The sequence below is a fragment of the Modestobacter sp. URMC 112 genome, assembly GCF_053502575.1.
In genome coordinates, this window is record NZ_CP199957.1 from 226,754 (window position 1) to 243,137 (window position 16,384).

A 16,384-nucleotide genomic window follows, 5' to 3' on the forward strand; every position below is an offset into this window, starting at 1 on the left:
GGATCCGGGACGGCGCTGTGCGGCGTGACCGTATTCACACTCGCCGGGTGCGACAACGGTGTGCGTACGACGATGTAGGACGTTTGCCGGTCAGGGCCGGGGCAGACCCGGCCGGCCCCAGGCGATGCTCAGCTCGACGGCGCGGGACCAGCACGGGTACTCCGCGTCCAGCTCGGCCACCCGCGCCGGCCGCGGCGACCACTGGGCCGAGCGGTGCCAGTTGCGGCGCAGCGCCTCGGTGTCCGACCAGACGCCCACGGCCAGCCCCGCGGCGTAGGCCGCCCCCAGCGAGACCGTCTCGCCCACCATCGGGCGCACGACCGGGCTGCCCAGCGCGTCGGCCACGAACTGCATGAGCAGGTTGTTGGTGGTCATCCCGCCGTCGACCCGCAGCGCGGCGAGCGGCAGGCCGGAGTCGGCGTCCATCGCGCGCACCACGTCCCGGGTCTGCCAGCCGGTGGCCTCCAGCGCCGCCCGGGCGAGGTGGCCCTTGGTGACGTAGGAGGTGAGGCCGGCGACGATCCCGCGGGCCTCGCCCTCCCAGTGCGGGGCGAGCAGCCCGGAGAAGGCGGGGACGACGTAGCACCCGCCGTTGTCGGCCACCGTGCGGGCGAGGGTCTCCACCTCCGGGGCCGAGGCGATCAGGCCCAGGCTGTCGCGCAGCCACTGCACCAGGGCGCCGGTGACCGCGATCGACCCCTCCAGGGCGTAGTGCACGTCCTCCCCGGCCAGCTGGTAGGCGACGGTGCTGATCAGCCCGTTGTGCGAGCGCACCAGGTCGGTGCCGGTGTTCTGCAGCAGGAAGCTGCCGGTGCCGTAGGTGCACTTCGCCTCGCCGGGGCTGAAGCAGGTCTGCCCGAACAGCGCGGCCTGCTGGTCACCGAGAGCCCCGCCGATGGGCATGTCGACCGGCAGCGCCGAGGTCCGGCCCAGCACCCCCACCGACGGCCGGATCTCCGGCAGCATCGCGGCGGGCACGTCGAAGAACTCCAGCAGGTCGGGGTCCCAGCGGCAGGTGCGCACGTCCATCAGCAGGGTGCGGCTGGCGTTGGTGACGTCGGTGACGTGGACGCCGCCCGCCGGGCCGCCGGTGAGGTTCCAGACCAGCCAGCTCTCCATCGTCCCGAACAGCAGCTCGCCCCGCTCCGCGCGCTCCCGGGCCCGGGGCAGCGTGTCCAGGATCCAGCGCAGCCGCGGGCCGGCGAAGTAGCCGGCGATCTCCAGCCCGGTCCGCTCGCGCACCAGCTCGGCGCCGGGCTGCGCGGACAGCCGCTCGACCAGCGGGCCGGTCCGGGTGTCCTGCCAGACCAGGGCCCGCAGCACCGGCCGGCCGGTGGCCCGCTCCCACACCACCGTCGTCTCGCGCTGGTTGGCGATGCCCAGCGCGACCACCTCGCCCGCCCCGGCGGTGACGTCGCGCAGCACCTGGGCCGCGGTGAGCTGCGTGTTGGCCCACAGCTCCTCCGGGTCGTGCTCCACCCAGCCGGGCCGCGGGAAGTACTGCCGGTGCTCCCGCTGCCGGACGGCGATCAGCCGGCCACCCCGGTCGAAGACGATGGACCGGGTCGACGTGGTGCCCTGGTCGATGGCCAGCACGTAGCGCTCGGTCACGGCCGGCCCAGCTCCCGGGAGACGGCCGCGGCCGCGTCGAGCACCATGCCGAGCAGCGCCGGGCGCGGCTCGCCGGCCGGGGTGAGCACGGTCTCCACGGTGCCGCTCACCCCGAGGGCGCACACCACGAGCCCGCCCGCCCCGCGCACCGGGGCGGCCAGGGCGGCCACCCCCTGCCGGTGCTCCTCGCGCTGGCTCGCCCAGCCACGGGCCCGGACGGCCCGCAGCTCGGCGGCCAGCACCGCGGGGTCGGTGCGGGTGGCCGGGGTGAAGGACTCCAGCGGAGCACCGCCCGCCGGCTGGGGCTGGGCCGGCCCGGTGGCGAGCAGCACCTTGCCCAGCGCGCTCGCGTGCACCGGGAGCAGCCCGCCGACCTCCAGCTCCTGGGCGGAGTCGTCGGGCCGGAAGACGTGGTGGACGACGAGGACCTTCGGGCCGGCCAGCGTGCCCACCCGCACGGCGCACCCGCTGCGGGAGGCCAGCGAGTCCGTCCAGTTCGACGCCCGGGCACGGAGCTCGTTCGCGTCCAGGTAGTGCGAGCCCAGCCGCAGCAGCCCGGCGCCCAGTGTGTACCGGCCCGACCCTGGGTCCTGGGCGACGAACCCGACCGCCAGCAGCGTGCGCAGCAGCCCGTGGGCGGTGGTCTTCGGCAGGCCCACCGCGCCGGCCAGCTCGGTGACCCCCATCTGGCCGCCCGACCCGGCGATGGCGTGCAGGATCGCCGCGGCCCGCTCGACGGACTGCACGCTGCCCGGCACGGCGTGCACGGTACGTCTCCCGTCCGACCATGTCGAACGTCGTCCGTCGACGCCCGCCGTCCGGCGCACCTACCGTTGAGTGACAGCAGTCCCCGCCGGAGGTGTCGGAATGACCGCAGTCCCCCCGCTCGGCCCCGAGCAGCGCGCCCGTGCCTGGGCGGAGCTCGCCGAGCAGTCCTTCGAGGTCGTCGTCATCGGTGGCGGGGTGACCGGCGCCGGGGTCGCGCTGGACGCGGCCACCCGCGGTCTCAAGACGGCGCTGGTCGAGGCCCGCGACTTCGCCAGCGGCACCTCCTCCCGTTCCTCCAAGCTGTTCCACGGCGGGCTGCGGTACCTGGAGCAGCTGAACTTCGGGCTGGTCCGCGAGGCGCTGCACGAGCGCGACCTCAACGTCACCCGGATCGCCCCGCACCTGGTCAAGCCGGTGCCCTTCCTCTACCCGCTGACCCACCGGGTGTGGGAGCGGCCCTACGTGACCGCGGGCCTGGCGCTGTACGACGGGCTGGCGCGGCTCGGCGCGCTGTCCGAGCCGATGCCGGCCCAGAAGCACCTGACCCGCACCGGGGCCCGGCAGCTGTTCCCCGCCCTCAAGCGGGACGCGCTGGTCGGCGCCGTCCGCTACTTCGACGCCCAGGCCGACGACGCGCGGCACACCCTCACCGTCGCCCGCACCGCCGCGCACTACGGCGCCACGGTGCTGAACTCCGCCGAGGTCGTCTCCTTCACCAAGGCCGGCGGCCGGGTGGTGGGCGTGCGGGTGCGGAACGTGGAGACCGGCGAGGAGGTCGACGTCCGCAGCGAGGTCGTGGTCAACGCGACCGGCGTGTGGACCGACGACCTGCAGACCCTGCTGGGTGGCCGCGGCCGCTTCCACGTGCGGGCCAGCAAGGGCGTGCACATCGTCGTCCCGCGGGACCGGATCAACGGCGAGGCCGGGCTGATCCTGCGCACCGAGAAGTCGGTGCTGTTCGTGATCCCCTGGGGCAGCCACTGGATCGTCGGGACCACCGACACCGACTGGGACCTCGACAAGGCCCACCCGGCGGCGAGCCGGGCCGACATCGACTACGTCCTGGACCACGTCAACGAGGTCCTGTCGGTGCCGCTGACCCACGACGACATCACCGGGGTCTACGCCGGGCTGCGCCCGCTGCTGTCCGGCGAGAACGCCGACACCAGCCAGCTCTCCCGCGAGCACGCCGTGGCCCGCCCGGCGCCGGGCGTGATCGCCGTCGCCGGCGGCAAGTACACGACCTACCGGCCGATGGCCGCCGACGCGGTGGACGCCGTCGTCGAGGACGTGACCCGACGGGTGCCGCCGAGCGTCACCGAGAACGTGCCGCTGGTGGGGGCCGAGGGCTACCACGCGATGGTCAACCAGCTCGACGGGCTGGCCCAGCGCTGGGGCATCCCGCGGTTCCACGCCGAGCACCTGCTCAACCGGTACGGGTCGCTGACCCCCGACGTCCTGGCGCTGGCCGCCGAGGACCGCTCGCTGCTGGAGCCGGTGCCCGGCGCGGAGGAGTACCTGATGGTCGAGATGGTGTGGGGGGCCTCGCACGAGGCGGCGCTGCACCTCGACGACCTGCTGGCCCGCCGCACCCGCATCTCGATCGAGACCAGCCACCGCGGGGTCGACAGCGCCGAGCCGGTGGCCCGGGCCGTCGCCGGGGTGCTGGGCTGGGACGAGCAGCGGATCGCCAACGAGGTGGACAGCTACACCGCCCGGGTGGAGGCCGAGCGCCGCTCGCAGCAGGCGGCGGACGACCAGGAGGCCGACGCCGTGCGGGTCGCCGCACCGGACACCCGGGCACTGGCCGTGGGGCGCGCCCTGCACTGAACGAGGGGGCCGAACCGCCGATACAGACATGTATCGGATACGGTCCTGCATCGTGAGTGACGCTGCCGGGGGCCGGCCCAAGCGGCGGCGGGAGGTCACCGTCGAGCGGCTGCTCGACGCGGCGCTGGAGACCTTCGCCGAGCGGGGCTTCGCCGCGGCCAGCGTCGAGGACGTCTGCAGTCGCGGCGGCTTCACCCGCGGCGCCTTCTACTCCAGCTTCCGCACCAAGGACGAGCTGTTCGCCGCCCTGTTCAGCCGCGAGCTGGACCGGGAGATGACGCGCGTCGAGGAGCAGCTCACCGGGCTGGCCGACGAGCCGGACCCGGTGCAGGCAGCGGTCGACCGCTGCCTGGGCGCCTTCCGCACCGACCGCACCTGGACCCTGGTCGCCACCGAGTACGCGCTGCACGCCGCCCGCCACCCCGAGGCCGCCGAGCTCCTGCAGCGGCACCGCGAGGAGCTGGACAGCCAGGTCACCGGGCTGATCGAGCGCGCCGCCGCGGAGGCGGGGCTGCAGCTGACCGTGCCCGCCGGCCAGCTCGCCCGCACCGTCGTCGCCCTGCACGACGGGATCAGCCTGCTCGGCCTCTCCCAGCCCGCCACGACGGAGATCGAGCGCCCGGCGCTCCTCCTGCTGCTGCGGGGCGCCGTGGCCACCCCACCCCGACCGTGACGGAGACCTGAGATGTCCACCCTGCTGTACCGGCTCGGCCGGGCCTGCTTCCGGCGCCGCGGCCTGGTGTCCGCCGCCTGGGCCGTGGTGCTGGCCGCCGTGGTGGCCGTGCTGGTCACCGTCGGCGGCCAGTTCGACGACGAGTTCACCATCCCGGGCTCGGAGTCCCAGGCCGCGCTGGACCAGCTCCGGGAGGCGTCCCCGGCCGCCGCCGGCGCCGGCGCCCAGCTCGTCTTCATCGCCCCGGAAGGCGAGTCGGTCGTCCAGCCGGAGTACGCCGCGGCCATCACCGAGGCGGTCGCCGCGGCCGGGGCGGTCGACCAGGTCGGCGCCGTGATCGACCCGTTCCGGAGCCAGGCGGTCAGCCCCGACGGCCGGGCCGCCCTGGCGAACGTGCAGTACGACGCCGAGGCCATCGACCTGGCGCCCGACGCGCTGGAGCAGCTGCAGGCCTCCACCGCGGCGGCCGAGGACGCCGGCCTGCGGGTGGAGGTGGGCGGCAACGCCTTCAGCACGACCGCGGTCCACATCGGCCCGACGGAGTTCGTCGGGGTCGCCGTCGCGGTGCTGGTGCTGGTGCTCACCTTCGGGTCGCTGCTGGCCGCCGGGATGAACCTGCTGACCGCCGTGGTCGGCATCGGCGTCGGCCTGGGCGGCCTGCTGGCGGTCTCCGGCGCCATCACGCTGTCCTCGACCGCGCCCACCCTGGCGCTGATGATCGGCCTGGCCGTCGGCATCGACTACGCGCTGTTCATCCTGTCCCGGCACCGCTCACAGCTGGTCGAGGGCATGGACCCCGAGGAGTCGGCCGGGCGGGCCACCGGCACGGCCGGGTCCGCGGTGGTCTTCGCCGGGCTGACCGTCGTCATCGCGCTGTCCGGGCTGGCCGTCGTCGGCATCCCCTTCCTGACCGTGATGGGCCTGGGCGCCGCGGGGACCGTGCTGGTCGCCGTGCTGGTGGCCCTCACCCTGCTGCCGGCGCTGCTGGGCTTCGCCGGGGGCCGGCTGGCCCCGCGGCCGGGGTCCCGGGGGGCCCGCCGGGAGCAGGCGCTGGCCGGTTCCGGCGGCGGGCGCGGGCGGCACGCCGAGCACTCCCGGCACGCCGAGGCGTCGGCCAGCACGGGCGGCGCCCGCTGGGGCCGGTTCGTCACCCGCCGTCCCGGGCTGGTCGTGCTGGTGACCGTCGTCGGCCTGCTGGTGATGGCGGTCCCGGCGCTGCAGCTGCGGCTGGCGCTGCCCGACAACGGCACCGCGGCGCCGGAGACCGCTGAGCGGCAGGCCTACGACGCGGTCAGCGAGTTCTTCGGCCCGGGCCTCAACGGCCCGCTGCTGGTGCTCGTGGACGGGCTGGACCCGGCGACGGCGCAGCAGTCCGCCGGCGCGGTGGCCGGGGCCATCGGCGGCGTCCCGACCGGCACGCCGGGCGAGTTCGCCGGCGGCCTGGACGACGTCGTCTACGCCGCTCCGCAGCTGCTCCCCGGCGGGACGACGGCGATCGTCTCGGTCGTGCCGGCCAGCGGTCCCGAGGACGAGGCCACCAGCGAGCTGGTCGGCGACATCCGCGAGCTGGCCCCCGCGTTGGAGCAGCAGACCGGCGCGGACGTCGCGGTGACCGGCCAGACCGCGGTGGCGATCGACGTCTCCGACCGGCTGGCCGGGGCGCTGCTGCCCTTCGCCCTCGTCGTCGTCGGGCTCGCCCTGGTCCTGCTGCTGCTGGTCTTCCGCTCGGTCCTGGTGCCGGTCAAGGCCGCGCTGGGCTTCCTGCTCTCGGTGGGTGCCTCGTTCGGCGCGGTCGTCGCGGTCTTCCAGTGGGGCTGGCTGTCCGGCCTGTTCGGGGTGCCGACCACCGGCCCGGTGATCAGCTTCATGCCGATCATCCTGATGGCCGTGCTGTTCGGGCTGGCCATGGACTACGAGGTCTTCCTGGTGTCCCGGATGCGCGAGGAGTTCGTGCACGGCAGCGCCCCGACGGCCTCCGTGGTGGCCGGGATGCGGCACGCCGCGCGGGTGGTGGTGGCGGCCGCGCTGATCATGTTCTCCGTGTTCGCCAGCTTCGTCACCATCGACGACGTGATCGTCAAGGCGATCGCCTTCGGTCTGGCCGTGGGGGTGCTGGTCGACGCCTTCGTCGTCCGGATGACGCTGGTCCCGGCGCTGCTGGCGCTGATGGGCCGGTCGGCCTGGTGGCTGCCTGGCTGGCTGGACCGGCTGCTCCCCGACCTGGACGTCGAGGGCGCGAAGCTCAGCGCACCGGTCGCCGAGGAGCGGGTCCCGGAGCCGGTCTCCCCGCAGCCCGCGTAGCCGGGCCCGGCCCCGGTCGGGCAGGCTGGCGGCATGCCGAACGTCGTGGGGTTCGAGGTGCGCGAGGACGCGGGGGGCACCGGGAGGGGCCCGCTGCACGCCGTGGAGGGCGACGTCGGGCGCGCCGCCCAGCAGACGCACGAGCCCGTGCCGGCGCTGTGCGGCGCGCTGGTCCGGGTGGTCGGCGCCGAGGAGGTCCCGGACGACGCCGGCCTCTGCCAGGCCTGCCAGTACGGGCCGGCATGACCGCCCCGGACGCCACCGGCCCGGACCTCGTCGGCCTGGTCCGCGAGATGGTCGGCCGGCGCACCGTCTCCGGCGACGCGGCCGGCCAGCGCGACGCGCTGGGCGTCGTCACCGAGGTGCTGGCGTCGGCCGCGCCGCACCTGCAGCGCACCGACGGCGACGACCCCGACCAGCCGTGGACCCTGCTGTGCACCCCCACGGACCCGGCCCGCCCGCGGCTGCTGCTGGCCTGCCACGTCGACACGGTGCCGGCCGCGGACCCCGGCCGCTGGCAGCGCGACCCCTTCGGCGCGGACCTCGAGGACGGCCGGGTGTGGGGCCGCGGCGGGTCGGACATGAAGGCCGGCCTGGTGGCCTCGGTCGCGGCGCTGGCCGCCGCCGACCCGGAGACGCCGGTCGGGCTGCTGCTCACCAGCGACGAGGAGATCGGCTCGAAGGGCGCGGCGGCCGCCGCGGCCGCGGTCGCGGGCCTCTCCGTGGGCGCGGTAGTCGTCCCCGAGGCGACCGGCAACCAGGTGGTCCTCGGGCACCGGGGCGCGCTGTGGCTCACCGTCCGCGCCGAGGGCGTCGCCGCCCACGGCAGCACCCCGCAGCTGGGCCGCAACGCCGTCCTGGACCTGGTCGCCGTCCTCGGGCGGGCCGGCGCCGGCCTGCCGCTGGGTCGCGACCCCTTCCTGGGCGGCGAGACGTGGAACCCCGGCGTCATCGCCGGCGGCACCGTGCCCAACATGGTCCCCGACCGGGCCGAGGTGGTGGTCGACCAGCGCACCGTCACCGACGGCCGTGCGCTGCTGGACTGGTGGCGGGCCCAGCCCGAGGTCGCCGGCGTCGACGTGCTGGTCGACCTGGCCGCCGTCCAGACCCCCGCGGACGACCCCTGGGTGGCCGCCCTGCCCGCCGCCGTCCGCCCCGGGCCGGCCAGCTACTTCACCGACGCGTCCGTGCTGCGGCCGGTCGTGGGCGACGCGCCGATCGTCGTGTGGGGCCCGGGCACCCCGGCGGTGATGCACGCCGTCGACGAGTACGTCGAAGTCGCTGAGCTGGAGCAGGCCGCCGCTGCCTTCACCGAGGTCCTGGCGCGCTGGCCTCGCTGACCGGCGTTCCGTTCCACGTGGAACCCGTCCGCCGGGAGGGGCATCATGCGGGGCGACGAGGGAGGGTGCTGTGAACGACTTCGACCTGGTGCTGCCAGGAGCCGTCGACGTGCGCGAGGTGGGCATGCGCGACGGGTTGCAGCTGGAGGAGCCGGTGCCGCTGGCGGGGAAGCTGGCGATGCTGGAGGCGCTGGTGGCCACCGGGGTGCGCCGGATCGAGGTGACGTCGTTCGTGTCGCCCCGGGCCGTCCCGGCGCTCGCCGACGCCGACCAGCTGGCCGCCGAGCTGCACCGGTTCGAGGGGGTGCACTTCTCCGCCCTGGTGGCGAACCTGCGGGGAGCCCAGCGGGCGGTGGACGCCGGCATGGCGCACCTGGAGTACGTGGTGTCCGCCTCGGACTCGCACAGCCGGGCCAACGCCGGGCGCCCGACGGCGGGGGCGGTGGCCGCGGTCGGGGACATCGCCGCTCTGGCCCACGGAGCCGGCGGCTCGCTGGAGGTCATCGTGGCCACCGCCTGGGACTGCCCGTTCGACGGCCGGACCCCGGTCGCCCGCACCGTCGACGTGACCCGGGCCGCGGTGACCGCCGGTGCCGACGCGCTGTGCCTGGGCGACACCATCGGCACCACCACGCCCCTGCGGGTCGTGCAGCTGCTCGACGCCGTCCGTCGCACCTGCCCGGGCACCCCGCTGGGCGTGCACTTCCACGACACCCGCGGCACCGGCCAGGCCAACGCGCTGGTCGCGCTGCAGGCCGGGGTGACCCAGCTGGACGCCTCGGTGGGCGGGCTGGGCGGCTGCCCGTTCGCGCCCGGCGCCAGCGGCAACATCGCCACCGAGGAGCTGCTCTACTGGCTCGACGACGCCGGGGTCGACACCGGGATGGACCTGGACGCCGTCCTCACCGCCGCCGCGGCCACCGAGCGCGCCGTCGGCCACCCGCTGCCCAGCTCGCTGTACCGCGCCGGCGGGCGCAACTCCCCCCGCGGCCCCGTCGCCGAGCCCGCCGCGTGAGCGGACCCCGCCCGTGACCGCGGAGCAGGCGCACGTCCCCCCGCCCGTGGTCGACCCCCGGGTCATGCGCGAGGTGCTGGGGCACTTCGCCTCCGGGGTGACCGTGGTGACCGCGATCGGGCCGGAGGGGCCGATCGGCTTCACCTGCCAGTCCTTCAGCTCCCTGTCGCTGGACCCGCCGCTGGTCGCCTTCGCCCCGGCCCGCACCTCCACCACCTGGCCGCGGCTGCGGGAGGCCGGCCGGTTCTGCGTCAACGTGCTGGCCGAGGACCAGAGCGGGCTGTCCCAGGCCTTCGCCCGGTCGGGCACCGACAAGTACGCCGGGGTGCCCTGGGCGCCCAGCCCGCACGGCTCGCCGATGCTGGACGGCGTGGTGGCCTGGATCGACAGCGAGCTGTGGGCCGAGTACGACGGCGGTGACCACACCATCGTCGTCGCCCGGGTCCTCGACCTGGGCGCGGACCCGGCGCGCAGCCCGCTGGTGTTCCACCGCGGTGGCTACGGCCTGCAGTTGTAGCCGGTCAGGAGAAACGGACGGCGATCACCGCGACGTCGTCCCGGCGGTCCGGGGTCGGCCCGACCGCGTGGCGGCACAGCTCGGCGGGCGTGGCCTCGACCGGCGCCCGGGCCAGCCGGGCCATCAGCGAGGCGATGCCCTGGTCCATGTCCTGGCCCGGGCGCTCGATCAGGCCGTCGGTGTAGGCCAGCAGCGTCGTGCCCGCCGGCACCTCCACGGTCAGCGACGTCCGCCGGGTGGCGCCGTCCACGCCGAGGAGGAGCCCGGTCACGCCGTCCAGCTGGCTGACCGTGCCGTCCGCGGCGCGCAGCAGCATCGGCGGGTGGCCGGCGTTGCCCAGCTCCAGCCGCCACGGCTGCCCCGCGACGGGAGGCCGCTGCGCGCGGACGTAGACGATGGTGGCCATCTCGGCGACCTGCAGGCCCTGCACGAGCCGGTCCAGCCGGCCCAGCACCGCACCGGGGTCGGGGTCGCCGGTGTCCCACGCGCAGGCCCGCAGCAGCCCGCGCAGGTGCCCCATGGCCGCGGCCGCGGCCAGGTCGTGCCCCAGCACGTCGCCCACGGCGATGCCCACCGCGCCGTCGGGCAGCGACAGCAGGTCGTAGAAGTCGCCGCCCACGTCGGCGGCGGTCGACGCGCTCACGTAGCGCGCCGCGGCGACGATCCCCGGGATGTCCGGCAGCACCGGCAGCAGTGACCGCTGCAGGGTCTCGGCGACCGTGTGCTCCTGCTGGTAGAGCCGCACGTTGTCCATCGCCATCGCCGCCCGGCGGGACAGGTCCTGGGCCAGGTCGAGGTCCTCGGGGGTGAACGACCGGCCGTGCCCGGTCACCAGGGCCATCGCGCCCAGCGTCCGGCGGCGGGCCACCAGGGGCACGGTGAGCACCGAGCTGCCGCCCAGCCGGCGGAAGAGCTCGGCGGTCGCCTCCAGCGGGAAGACCCGGTGCACCCACTCGTCGGTCACGTTCTCGACCAGCACCGGCTCGGCGTGGGCGAGGCTGCGCCGGCTGGGTGACTCCGGCGGCAGGTTGCGGGCGTGCAGGGCGGCCAGCTGGGCGAGCTCGTCCTCCCGGCCGTCCCGGTGCCGGGCCGCGGTCTCCCGGACCGCACCGTGCTCGTCGACCATGGTGAGGAACACCCAGTCGCCGAGCAGCGGGACGCACAGCGACGCCAGCCGGTCGAACAGCTCGGACATGTCCAGCGTCGCGCTCAGCGTGCTGGTCGCCTCCGCCATCAGCGCCAGCCGGCTCTGCGCCCGCTCGGCCTGTGCGCGGGCCTGCTCGGCGTCGGCCCGGGCCTGCTCGGCCTCCCGGCGCGCGGCCCGCTCCGCGGCGAAGGCCGCGGACCGCTCGTCCTCGCCCCGGACCCGCTCGGTGACGTCGGTCTGCACCCCGACGAAGCTGACCAGGTTGCCGTCCCCGTCGAACACCGGGGTGATGGACAGCTGGTTCCAGAAGGCCGTGCCGTCCTTGCGGTAGTTGAGCAGCGTGGCGGTGACCGGCTGCTGTGCCTCCAGTGCCTTGCGGATCTCGTCCACCTGGGCGCGGTCGGTGGCGGGGCCCTGCAGGAAGCGGCAGTTGCGCCCCACGGACTCCTCGCTGTCGTACCCGGTGATCCGGCTGAACGAGGGGTTCACCCAGATCAGCGGGTCGTCGGGCTGCCGCGGGTCGGTGATCGTGAAGGCGATGTCGGTGGCCACCACCGCCCGGTCGCGCAGCGCCTGCAGCTGGGCGTCCGGGTCGCCCAGCCCGTCGCCCTCCTCCAGGTGCAGGAAGACCACGAGGGACAGCCGCTGGGCGCTGGTGTCCTGGGACAGCGGGAAGCCGGTGACCCACAGCAGCAGGTCGCCGCCGGTGACGTCCGCGGCCCGGGTGGCGTCGCTGCTGCGCGCGGGCGACAACCGCACGGCCTCGCCGGTCAGCGGCCGGCCCTGGGCGACCCGGGACAGCGGGTTGCTGGTGCTGGCCAGCGGGGAGCCGGTGAGGTCGGTCAGCCCGGCCGACGCGCCCCAAGTGTCCACCGCCACGGGCAGGTGGACGTTCCCGGCCAGCTCGATCGCCGCGCTGTTGGCGTAGACCACGCTGCCCTCGGCCTGGTCGATCACCAGGACGGCGACCGGGACGTCGCCGAGGACCGACGGCAGACCGGCCTGCGCGCCCGTGTTGGTCGCGTTGCTCGCCGAGACGACCGCCTCGGCGGCGTCGACGAGGGAGGCCTGTTGCTGCTGCTCGGACTCGCCGGCCGGGTTCGGCTGCACGCCGGCGATGACGGCGACGGCCTCGGGTGGGACGGAGGATCCTGGCTGTTCGGCGGGCAGGTCGCGCGGCGGCGGCACGACGACGACCTTATCCCGCGCCGAATCGGTGGTGCACCACCTGTCCTCCATCAGGGTGGCCGGCGCCTGGTGGAGGGCACGCGTCCCGCGGCGACCGGCTGGGTATGGGCGCGAGGACACCCGGCGCCGAGTGCCGCCGCCGGGCTCCCGACGAGAGGCGGATGTCATGGGACTCCTGGACCGCATCTTCGGCCGACGGCGCCCGTCATCGCCGTACCCCGACCAGTACGGCGACCCCCGGTACGGCGAGCAGCCCTACGAGCAGCCCTACGGCGCTCCCCCGTACGGCGCAGCGCAGCCCTACGGGGGCCAGCCGGCCCCGGCCGCGCCGCGGTCCGCAGACGAGCAGGCGATCGAGCGGTACCGCTACCTGCTGCGCACCGCACCGCCGGACCAGGTCGAGGCCGCGCACGCCGAGGCGTTCGGGAAGCTCACCACCGAGCAGCGCCGCCAGGTGCTCGAGCAGCTCGCCGCCGTCCCGGGTGCGGAGCGCCCACGCGGCGACGACGCGCAGAGCCTGGCGCGCGCCGCGACCCGGGCGGAGATCCGCCGGCCGGGCACCCTGGAGCGCGCCTTCGGCGGCGGCGGCTACGGCGCCGGCCCCGGGTACGGCCCCGGCGGCTACGGCGGCGGCCCCGGCTACGGCGGCGGGTACGGACCCGGCTACGGGCGGGGCGGCATGGGCGGGATGGGGATGGGCGGGATGGGGATGGGCAGCATGATCGGCGGCAGCCTGCTCGGCACCGTCGCCGGCGTCGTCGTCGGCTCGGCGGTGGCCGACGCGCTGTTCGACACCGGCCTCGGGGACGGCGGGCTGTTCGGCGGCGGCGACGAGGAGGCCTACGCCGAGGGCTACTCCGACGGCCAGCAGGACGACGCGGGCGGCGGTGACCAGTTCGCCGACGGCGGAGGCGACTACGCCGGCGGGGACGCCGGCGGCGACTTCGGCGGCGGCGACTTCGGGGGCGGCGACTTCGGGGGCGGCGACTTCGGGGGCGGCGACTTCGGGGGTGGCGACTTCGGCGGCGGGGAGTTCTGAGACCGCAGCCACAGCAGGCCGAGGACGGGCAGCACCAGCGGGACGAAGAGGTAGCCCCGGCCGTAGCCCGACCACACCGTCTCGTCCGGGAAGGCGGCGGGGTCGGCCAGCGAGAGGGTGCCCACGACCAGCACCCCCGCCAGCTCCACCCCGCAGGCCACCAGAGCGGCGCGGCGTCCGCCGCGGCCGCCCCGGACGAGGCCGACGGTCGCCACCAGGTACACCGCGGCCGCCAGCGCCGACAGCAGGTAGGCCACCGGCGCCTCGGAGAAGCGGGTGGCCAGCTGGACGGCGGCCCGCGAGCCGGCGGCCAGGGCGAACACCCCGTACAGGGCGACCAGCACCCGGCCGGGCCCGCGGGCGGTGTCCGCCCCGGCCGGGGGCGCGGCGGGAGCGCCCAGGTGCTCAGCCACCGGTGACCTCCCACAGCTGCAGCAGCCGCCACATCATCACCCCGACGGCCGCCGCGGCCACGGCGAGCACGGTCCCGGCCCAGCGGGTGGGGTCGCTCCGCGCCCACAGCACGCCGGCCACCGGGAGCAGCACGACGCTGGCCAGGTAGGCCACGAAGGTCGCGAGCTCGGCGGGGCGGTGTCCGCTGGCCAGCTGCACCGCGGCGACCACCGCCTGGGCGACCAGCACCAGCTCCAGCGCCCCCGCCCCGACCAGGTGCGCCAGGCCGATCCGGCGGCGCAGCACGGTCGACAGCACACCGAGGGCCGCCACCACGGCGGCGGCGACGCTGGCCGCGACGACCAGGGCGGGTTCCACCCGGCGATCCTCCCGTGCTCAGCGGTGCACGGTGGACATGTCCGGGTAGCGGTCGCCCACGGTCGCGCCGCGGGGTGCGGCCTCGTCCAGCTGCCGCAGGTCCTCCTCGGTCAGCGTCACGTCCGCCGCCGCGGCGTTCTCCTCCAGCCAGCGCACCCGCTTGGTCCCCGGGATGGGCACGACCGCCGGGTTCCCGTCCCGGCCCGACTGCGCCATCACCCAGGCCAGGGCGAGCTGGGTGGCCGTCACGCCCTTGCCGTCGGCGATCTGCCGCACCCGGTCCACCAGTTCCAGGTTCTGCGCGAGGGCCTGCCCCTGGAACCGCGGGTTCTGCCGGCGGAAGTCGTCGGGGGCCAGGTCCTCGACGCTGCGGATCCGGCCGGACAGGAAGCCCCGGCCGATCGGGGAGTAGGCGACGAAGCCGATGCCGAGCTCGGCGCAGGTGGCCAGCACGCCGTCGTCCTCGGGGTCGCGGCTCCACAGCGAGTACTCGGTCTGCACCGCGGTGACCGGCTGGACGGCGTGCGCCCGGCGGATGGTCTCCGGAGCGGCCTCGGAGATGCCGGCGGACCGGATCTTGCCGGCCTCGACCAGCTCCCGCAGCGCCCCCCAGGTGTCCTCGACCGGCACCGTGGTGTCGACCCGGTGCTGGTAGTAGAGGTCGATGACGTCCACCCCCAGGCGCTGCAGGGAGGCGTCGCAGGCCCGGTGCACGTACTCCGGGCGGCCGTTGACGCCGACCCGGGAGCCGTCGGGGTTGCGCTCGTTGCCGAACTTGGTGGCCAGCGCGACCTCGGCGCGGCGGGCGGCGATCGCCCGGCCGACCAGCTGCTCGTTGGTGAACGGGCCGTACATGTCCGCGGTGTCCACGAAGGTGACGCCCAGGTCCAGCGCCCGGTGGATGGTCGCCTCGGCCTCGGCCTGGTCCGCGGTCCCGTAGAACTCGCTCATCCCCATGCAGCCCAGGCCCTGGGCGGAGACGGTCAGGGCGGCGAGCGCGCGTGTCTGCATGCCCTCCTCCTGCCCGCGACCGGCGGCAGGCAACCGGCGGGGTCCACGTGGAACCCCCGGGGGTCAGCGCGCGAGCTCCGCCCGGATCTCCGCGTCGTCCTGCCCGACCCTGGGCACGGCGCCGACGCTGCCGGGGGTGGCCGAGAAGCGCGGCGCCACCGCCGGCTGGACGACCCCGTCGCGCTCGGTGAACACCCCGCGGGCCCGGTTGTGCGGGTCCGCGGCGGCCTCGGTGAGCGACCAGACCGGCGCGACGCAGGCGTCGGTCCCGGCGAAGACCGACCACCACTCCGCCCGGGTGCGGGAGGCGAACACGGCGGTGAACCGCTCCCGCAGCAGCGGCCAGGACGTCGGGTCCGCCCGGTCGGGCAGCGTGGCGTCCCCGGCCAGCCCCAGGCCGGTCAGCAGCGCGGCGTAGAACTGCTCCTCCAGCGCGCCGACGGCCAGGAACTCCCCGTCGGCGCAGCGGTACACGTCGTAGAACGGCGCACCGGTGTCGAGCAGGTTGGTCCCGCGCCGGTCGGTCCAGGCGCCGGTGGCGAGCATCCCGTGCAGCATGGTGGTGAGGACGGCGGTGCCGTCGACGATCGCCGCGTCCACCACCTGCCCCTCCCCCGTCGCGCGGGCGTGCAGCAGAGCGGCCAGGGCGCCCAGCGCGAGGAACACCCCGCCGCCGCCGAAGTCGCCCAGCAGGTTGACCGCCGGCGCCGGCCGCTCGTCCGGCCGCCCGCTGGCCCCCAGCGCCCCGGTGAGCGCGATGTAGCCGATGTCGTGGCCGGCCGTCGGGGCCAGCGGCCCGGTCTGTCCCCAGCCGGTCATCCGGCCGTACACCAGCGCCGGGTGCGCGGCCAGCAGCACGTCGGGGCCCAGTCCCAGCCGCTCCATCACGCCGGGCCGGAAGCCCTCCAGCAGCACGTCGGAGCGGGCCGCCAGGGCGCGCGCCACGGCGAGGTCGTCGCCGTCCTTGAGGTCCAGGGCGATCGACCGCTTGCCGCGGTCGAGTAGCGTCGGGCCACCCAGCGCGCCGACCAGCCCGGCCCGGCTCCCCCGCCGGTCCACCCGGACCACGTCGGCGCCGAGGTCGGCCAGCAGCATCCCGCAGAAGGGACCCGGCCCCAGCCCGGCGAACTCCAGCACCCGCACGCCCCGCAGGGGACCCTCTCCAGAGACCAC

The 16,384-nt window shown here is 75.9% G+C and carries 14 protein-coding genes; 8 read left to right on the plus strand and 6 right to left on the minus strand.

The window, feature by feature from the left end; genetic code table 11:
* Positions 1–90 precede the first annotated feature (90 nt).
* Both glpK and ACWIX6_RS01045 read right to left on the minus strand, forming a co-directional pair.
* Positions 91–1,611 (minus strand): glycerol kinase GlpK, encoded by a 1,521-nt coding sequence (gene glpK / locus ACWIX6_RS01040; protein ID WP_448614987.1) that lies wholly within the window; start codon positions 1,609–1,611, stop codon positions 91–93.
* Positions 1,608–2,369: an IclR family transcriptional regulator gene (locus ACWIX6_RS01045; protein WP_448614988.1), complete on the minus strand. Its 762-nt coding sequence runs from the start codon at positions 2,367–2,369 to the stop codon at positions 1,608–1,610. Before ACWIX6_RS01045 ends, glpK begins: the two co-directional genes overlap by 4 nt.
* A 109-nt stretch (positions 2,370–2,478) precedes the next feature.
* Here ACWIX6_RS01045 and ACWIX6_RS01050 point away from each other — a divergent pair, with 109 nt between their 5' ends.
* The 7 genes from ACWIX6_RS01050 to ACWIX6_RS01080 all read left to right on the plus strand — a co-directional run bounded on the left by ACWIX6_RS01050 (position 2,479) and on the right by ACWIX6_RS01080 (position 10,055).
* Positions 2,479–4,209, plus strand: coding sequence for a glycerol-3-phosphate dehydrogenase/oxidase (locus tag ACWIX6_RS01050; protein ID WP_448614989.1), 1,731 nt, complete (start codon positions 2,479–2,481; stop codon positions 4,207–4,209).
* Between the two features lie 52 nt (positions 4,210–4,261).
* Positions 4,262–4,882 (plus strand): TetR/AcrR family transcriptional regulator, encoded by a 621-nt coding sequence (locus tag ACWIX6_RS01055; protein WP_448614990.1) that lies wholly within the window; start codon positions 4,262–4,264, stop codon positions 4,880–4,882.
* 12 nt (positions 4,883–4,894) lie between these two features.
* Positions 4,895–7,183: an MMPL family transporter gene (locus ACWIX6_RS01060; protein WP_448614991.1), complete on the plus strand. Its 2,289-nt coding sequence runs from the start codon at positions 4,895–4,897 to the stop codon at positions 7,181–7,183.
* Between the two features lie 33 nt (positions 7,184–7,216).
* Complete coding sequence (locus ACWIX6_RS01065) at positions 7,217–7,429, plus strand: hypothetical protein (RefSeq protein ID WP_448614992.1); 213 nt, start codon at positions 7,217–7,219, stop codon at positions 7,427–7,429.
* Positions 7,426–8,523: a M20 family metallopeptidase gene (locus ACWIX6_RS01070; protein ID WP_448614993.1), complete on the plus strand. Its 1,098-nt coding sequence runs from the start codon at positions 7,426–7,428 to the stop codon at positions 8,521–8,523. The genes ACWIX6_RS01065 and ACWIX6_RS01070 overlap by 4 nt, the downstream gene beginning before the upstream one ends.
* A gap of 70 nt (positions 8,524–8,593) precedes the next feature.
* Positions 8,594–9,538 (plus strand): hydroxymethylglutaryl-CoA lyase, encoded by a 945-nt coding sequence (locus tag ACWIX6_RS01075; protein ID WP_448614994.1) that lies wholly within the window; start codon positions 8,594–8,596, stop codon positions 9,536–9,538.
* Between the two features lie 13 nt (positions 9,539–9,551).
* Positions 9,552–10,055 carry a flavin reductase family protein gene (locus ACWIX6_RS01080; protein ID WP_448614995.1) on the plus strand — a complete coding sequence of 168 codons (504 nt, stop codon included), beginning with the start codon at positions 9,552–9,554 and terminating at the stop codon, positions 10,053–10,055.
* 4 nt (positions 10,056–10,059) lie between these two features.
* Here ACWIX6_RS01080 and ACWIX6_RS01085 read toward each other — a convergent pair whose 3' ends face one another.
* Complete coding sequence (locus tag ACWIX6_RS01085) at positions 10,060–12,390, minus strand: SpoIIE family protein phosphatase (RefSeq protein WP_448614996.1); 2,331 nt, start codon at positions 12,388–12,390, stop codon at positions 10,060–10,062.
* Positions 12,391–12,556: 166 nt separating this feature from the next.
* Here ACWIX6_RS01085 and ACWIX6_RS01090 point away from each other — a divergent pair, with 166 nt between their 5' ends.
* Complete coding sequence (locus ACWIX6_RS01090) at positions 12,557–13,429, plus strand: hypothetical protein (RefSeq protein WP_448614997.1); 873 nt, start codon at positions 12,557–12,559, stop codon at positions 13,427–13,429.
* A gap of 405 nt (positions 13,430–13,834) precedes the next feature.
* Here ACWIX6_RS01090 and ACWIX6_RS01095 read toward each other — a convergent pair whose 3' ends face one another.
* The 3 genes from ACWIX6_RS01095 to ACWIX6_RS01105 form a co-directional block, all read right to left on the minus strand.
* Positions 13,835–14,200 (minus strand): hypothetical protein, encoded by a 366-nt coding sequence (locus ACWIX6_RS01095; protein WP_448614998.1) that lies wholly within the window; start codon positions 14,198–14,200, stop codon positions 13,835–13,837.
* Between the two features lie 18 nt (positions 14,201–14,218).
* Positions 14,219–15,211: an aldo/keto reductase gene (locus tag ACWIX6_RS01100; RefSeq protein ID WP_448614999.1), complete on the minus strand. Its 993-nt coding sequence runs from the start codon at positions 15,209–15,211 to the stop codon at positions 14,219–14,221.
* 63 nt (positions 15,212–15,274) lie between these two features.
* Positions 15,275–16,384 (minus strand): CaiB/BaiF CoA transferase family protein, encoded by a 1,110-nt coding sequence (locus ACWIX6_RS01105; RefSeq protein ID WP_448615000.1) that lies wholly within the window; start codon positions 16,382–16,384, stop codon positions 15,275–15,277.

Bases quoted from the DNA above. Each gene is read 5' to 3' on its own strand.
- ACWIX6_RS01050 (WP_448614989.1), top strand. From the start codon at position 2,479: ATGACCGCAGTCCCCCCGCTCGGCCCCGAGCAGCGCGCCCGTGCCTGG.
- ACWIX6_RS01060 (WP_448614991.1), top strand. From the start codon at position 4,895: ATGTCCACCCTGCTGTACCGGCTCGGCCGGGCCTGCTTCCGGCGCCGC.
- ACWIX6_RS01065 (WP_448614992.1), top strand. From the start codon at position 7,217: ATGCCGAACGTCGTGGGGTTCGAGGTGCGCGAGGACGCGGGGGGCACC.
- ACWIX6_RS01070 (WP_448614993.1), top strand. From the start codon at position 7,426: ATGACCGCCCCGGACGCCACCGGCCCGGACCTCGTCGGCCTGGTCCGC.
- ACWIX6_RS01090 (WP_448614997.1), top strand. From the start codon at position 12,557: ATGGGACTCCTGGACCGCATCTTCGGCCGACGGCGCCCGTCATCGCCG.
- ACWIX6_RS01100 (WP_448614999.1), bottom strand. From the start codon at position 15,211: ATGCAGACACGCGCGCTCGCCGCCCTGACCGTCTCCGCCCAGGGCCTG.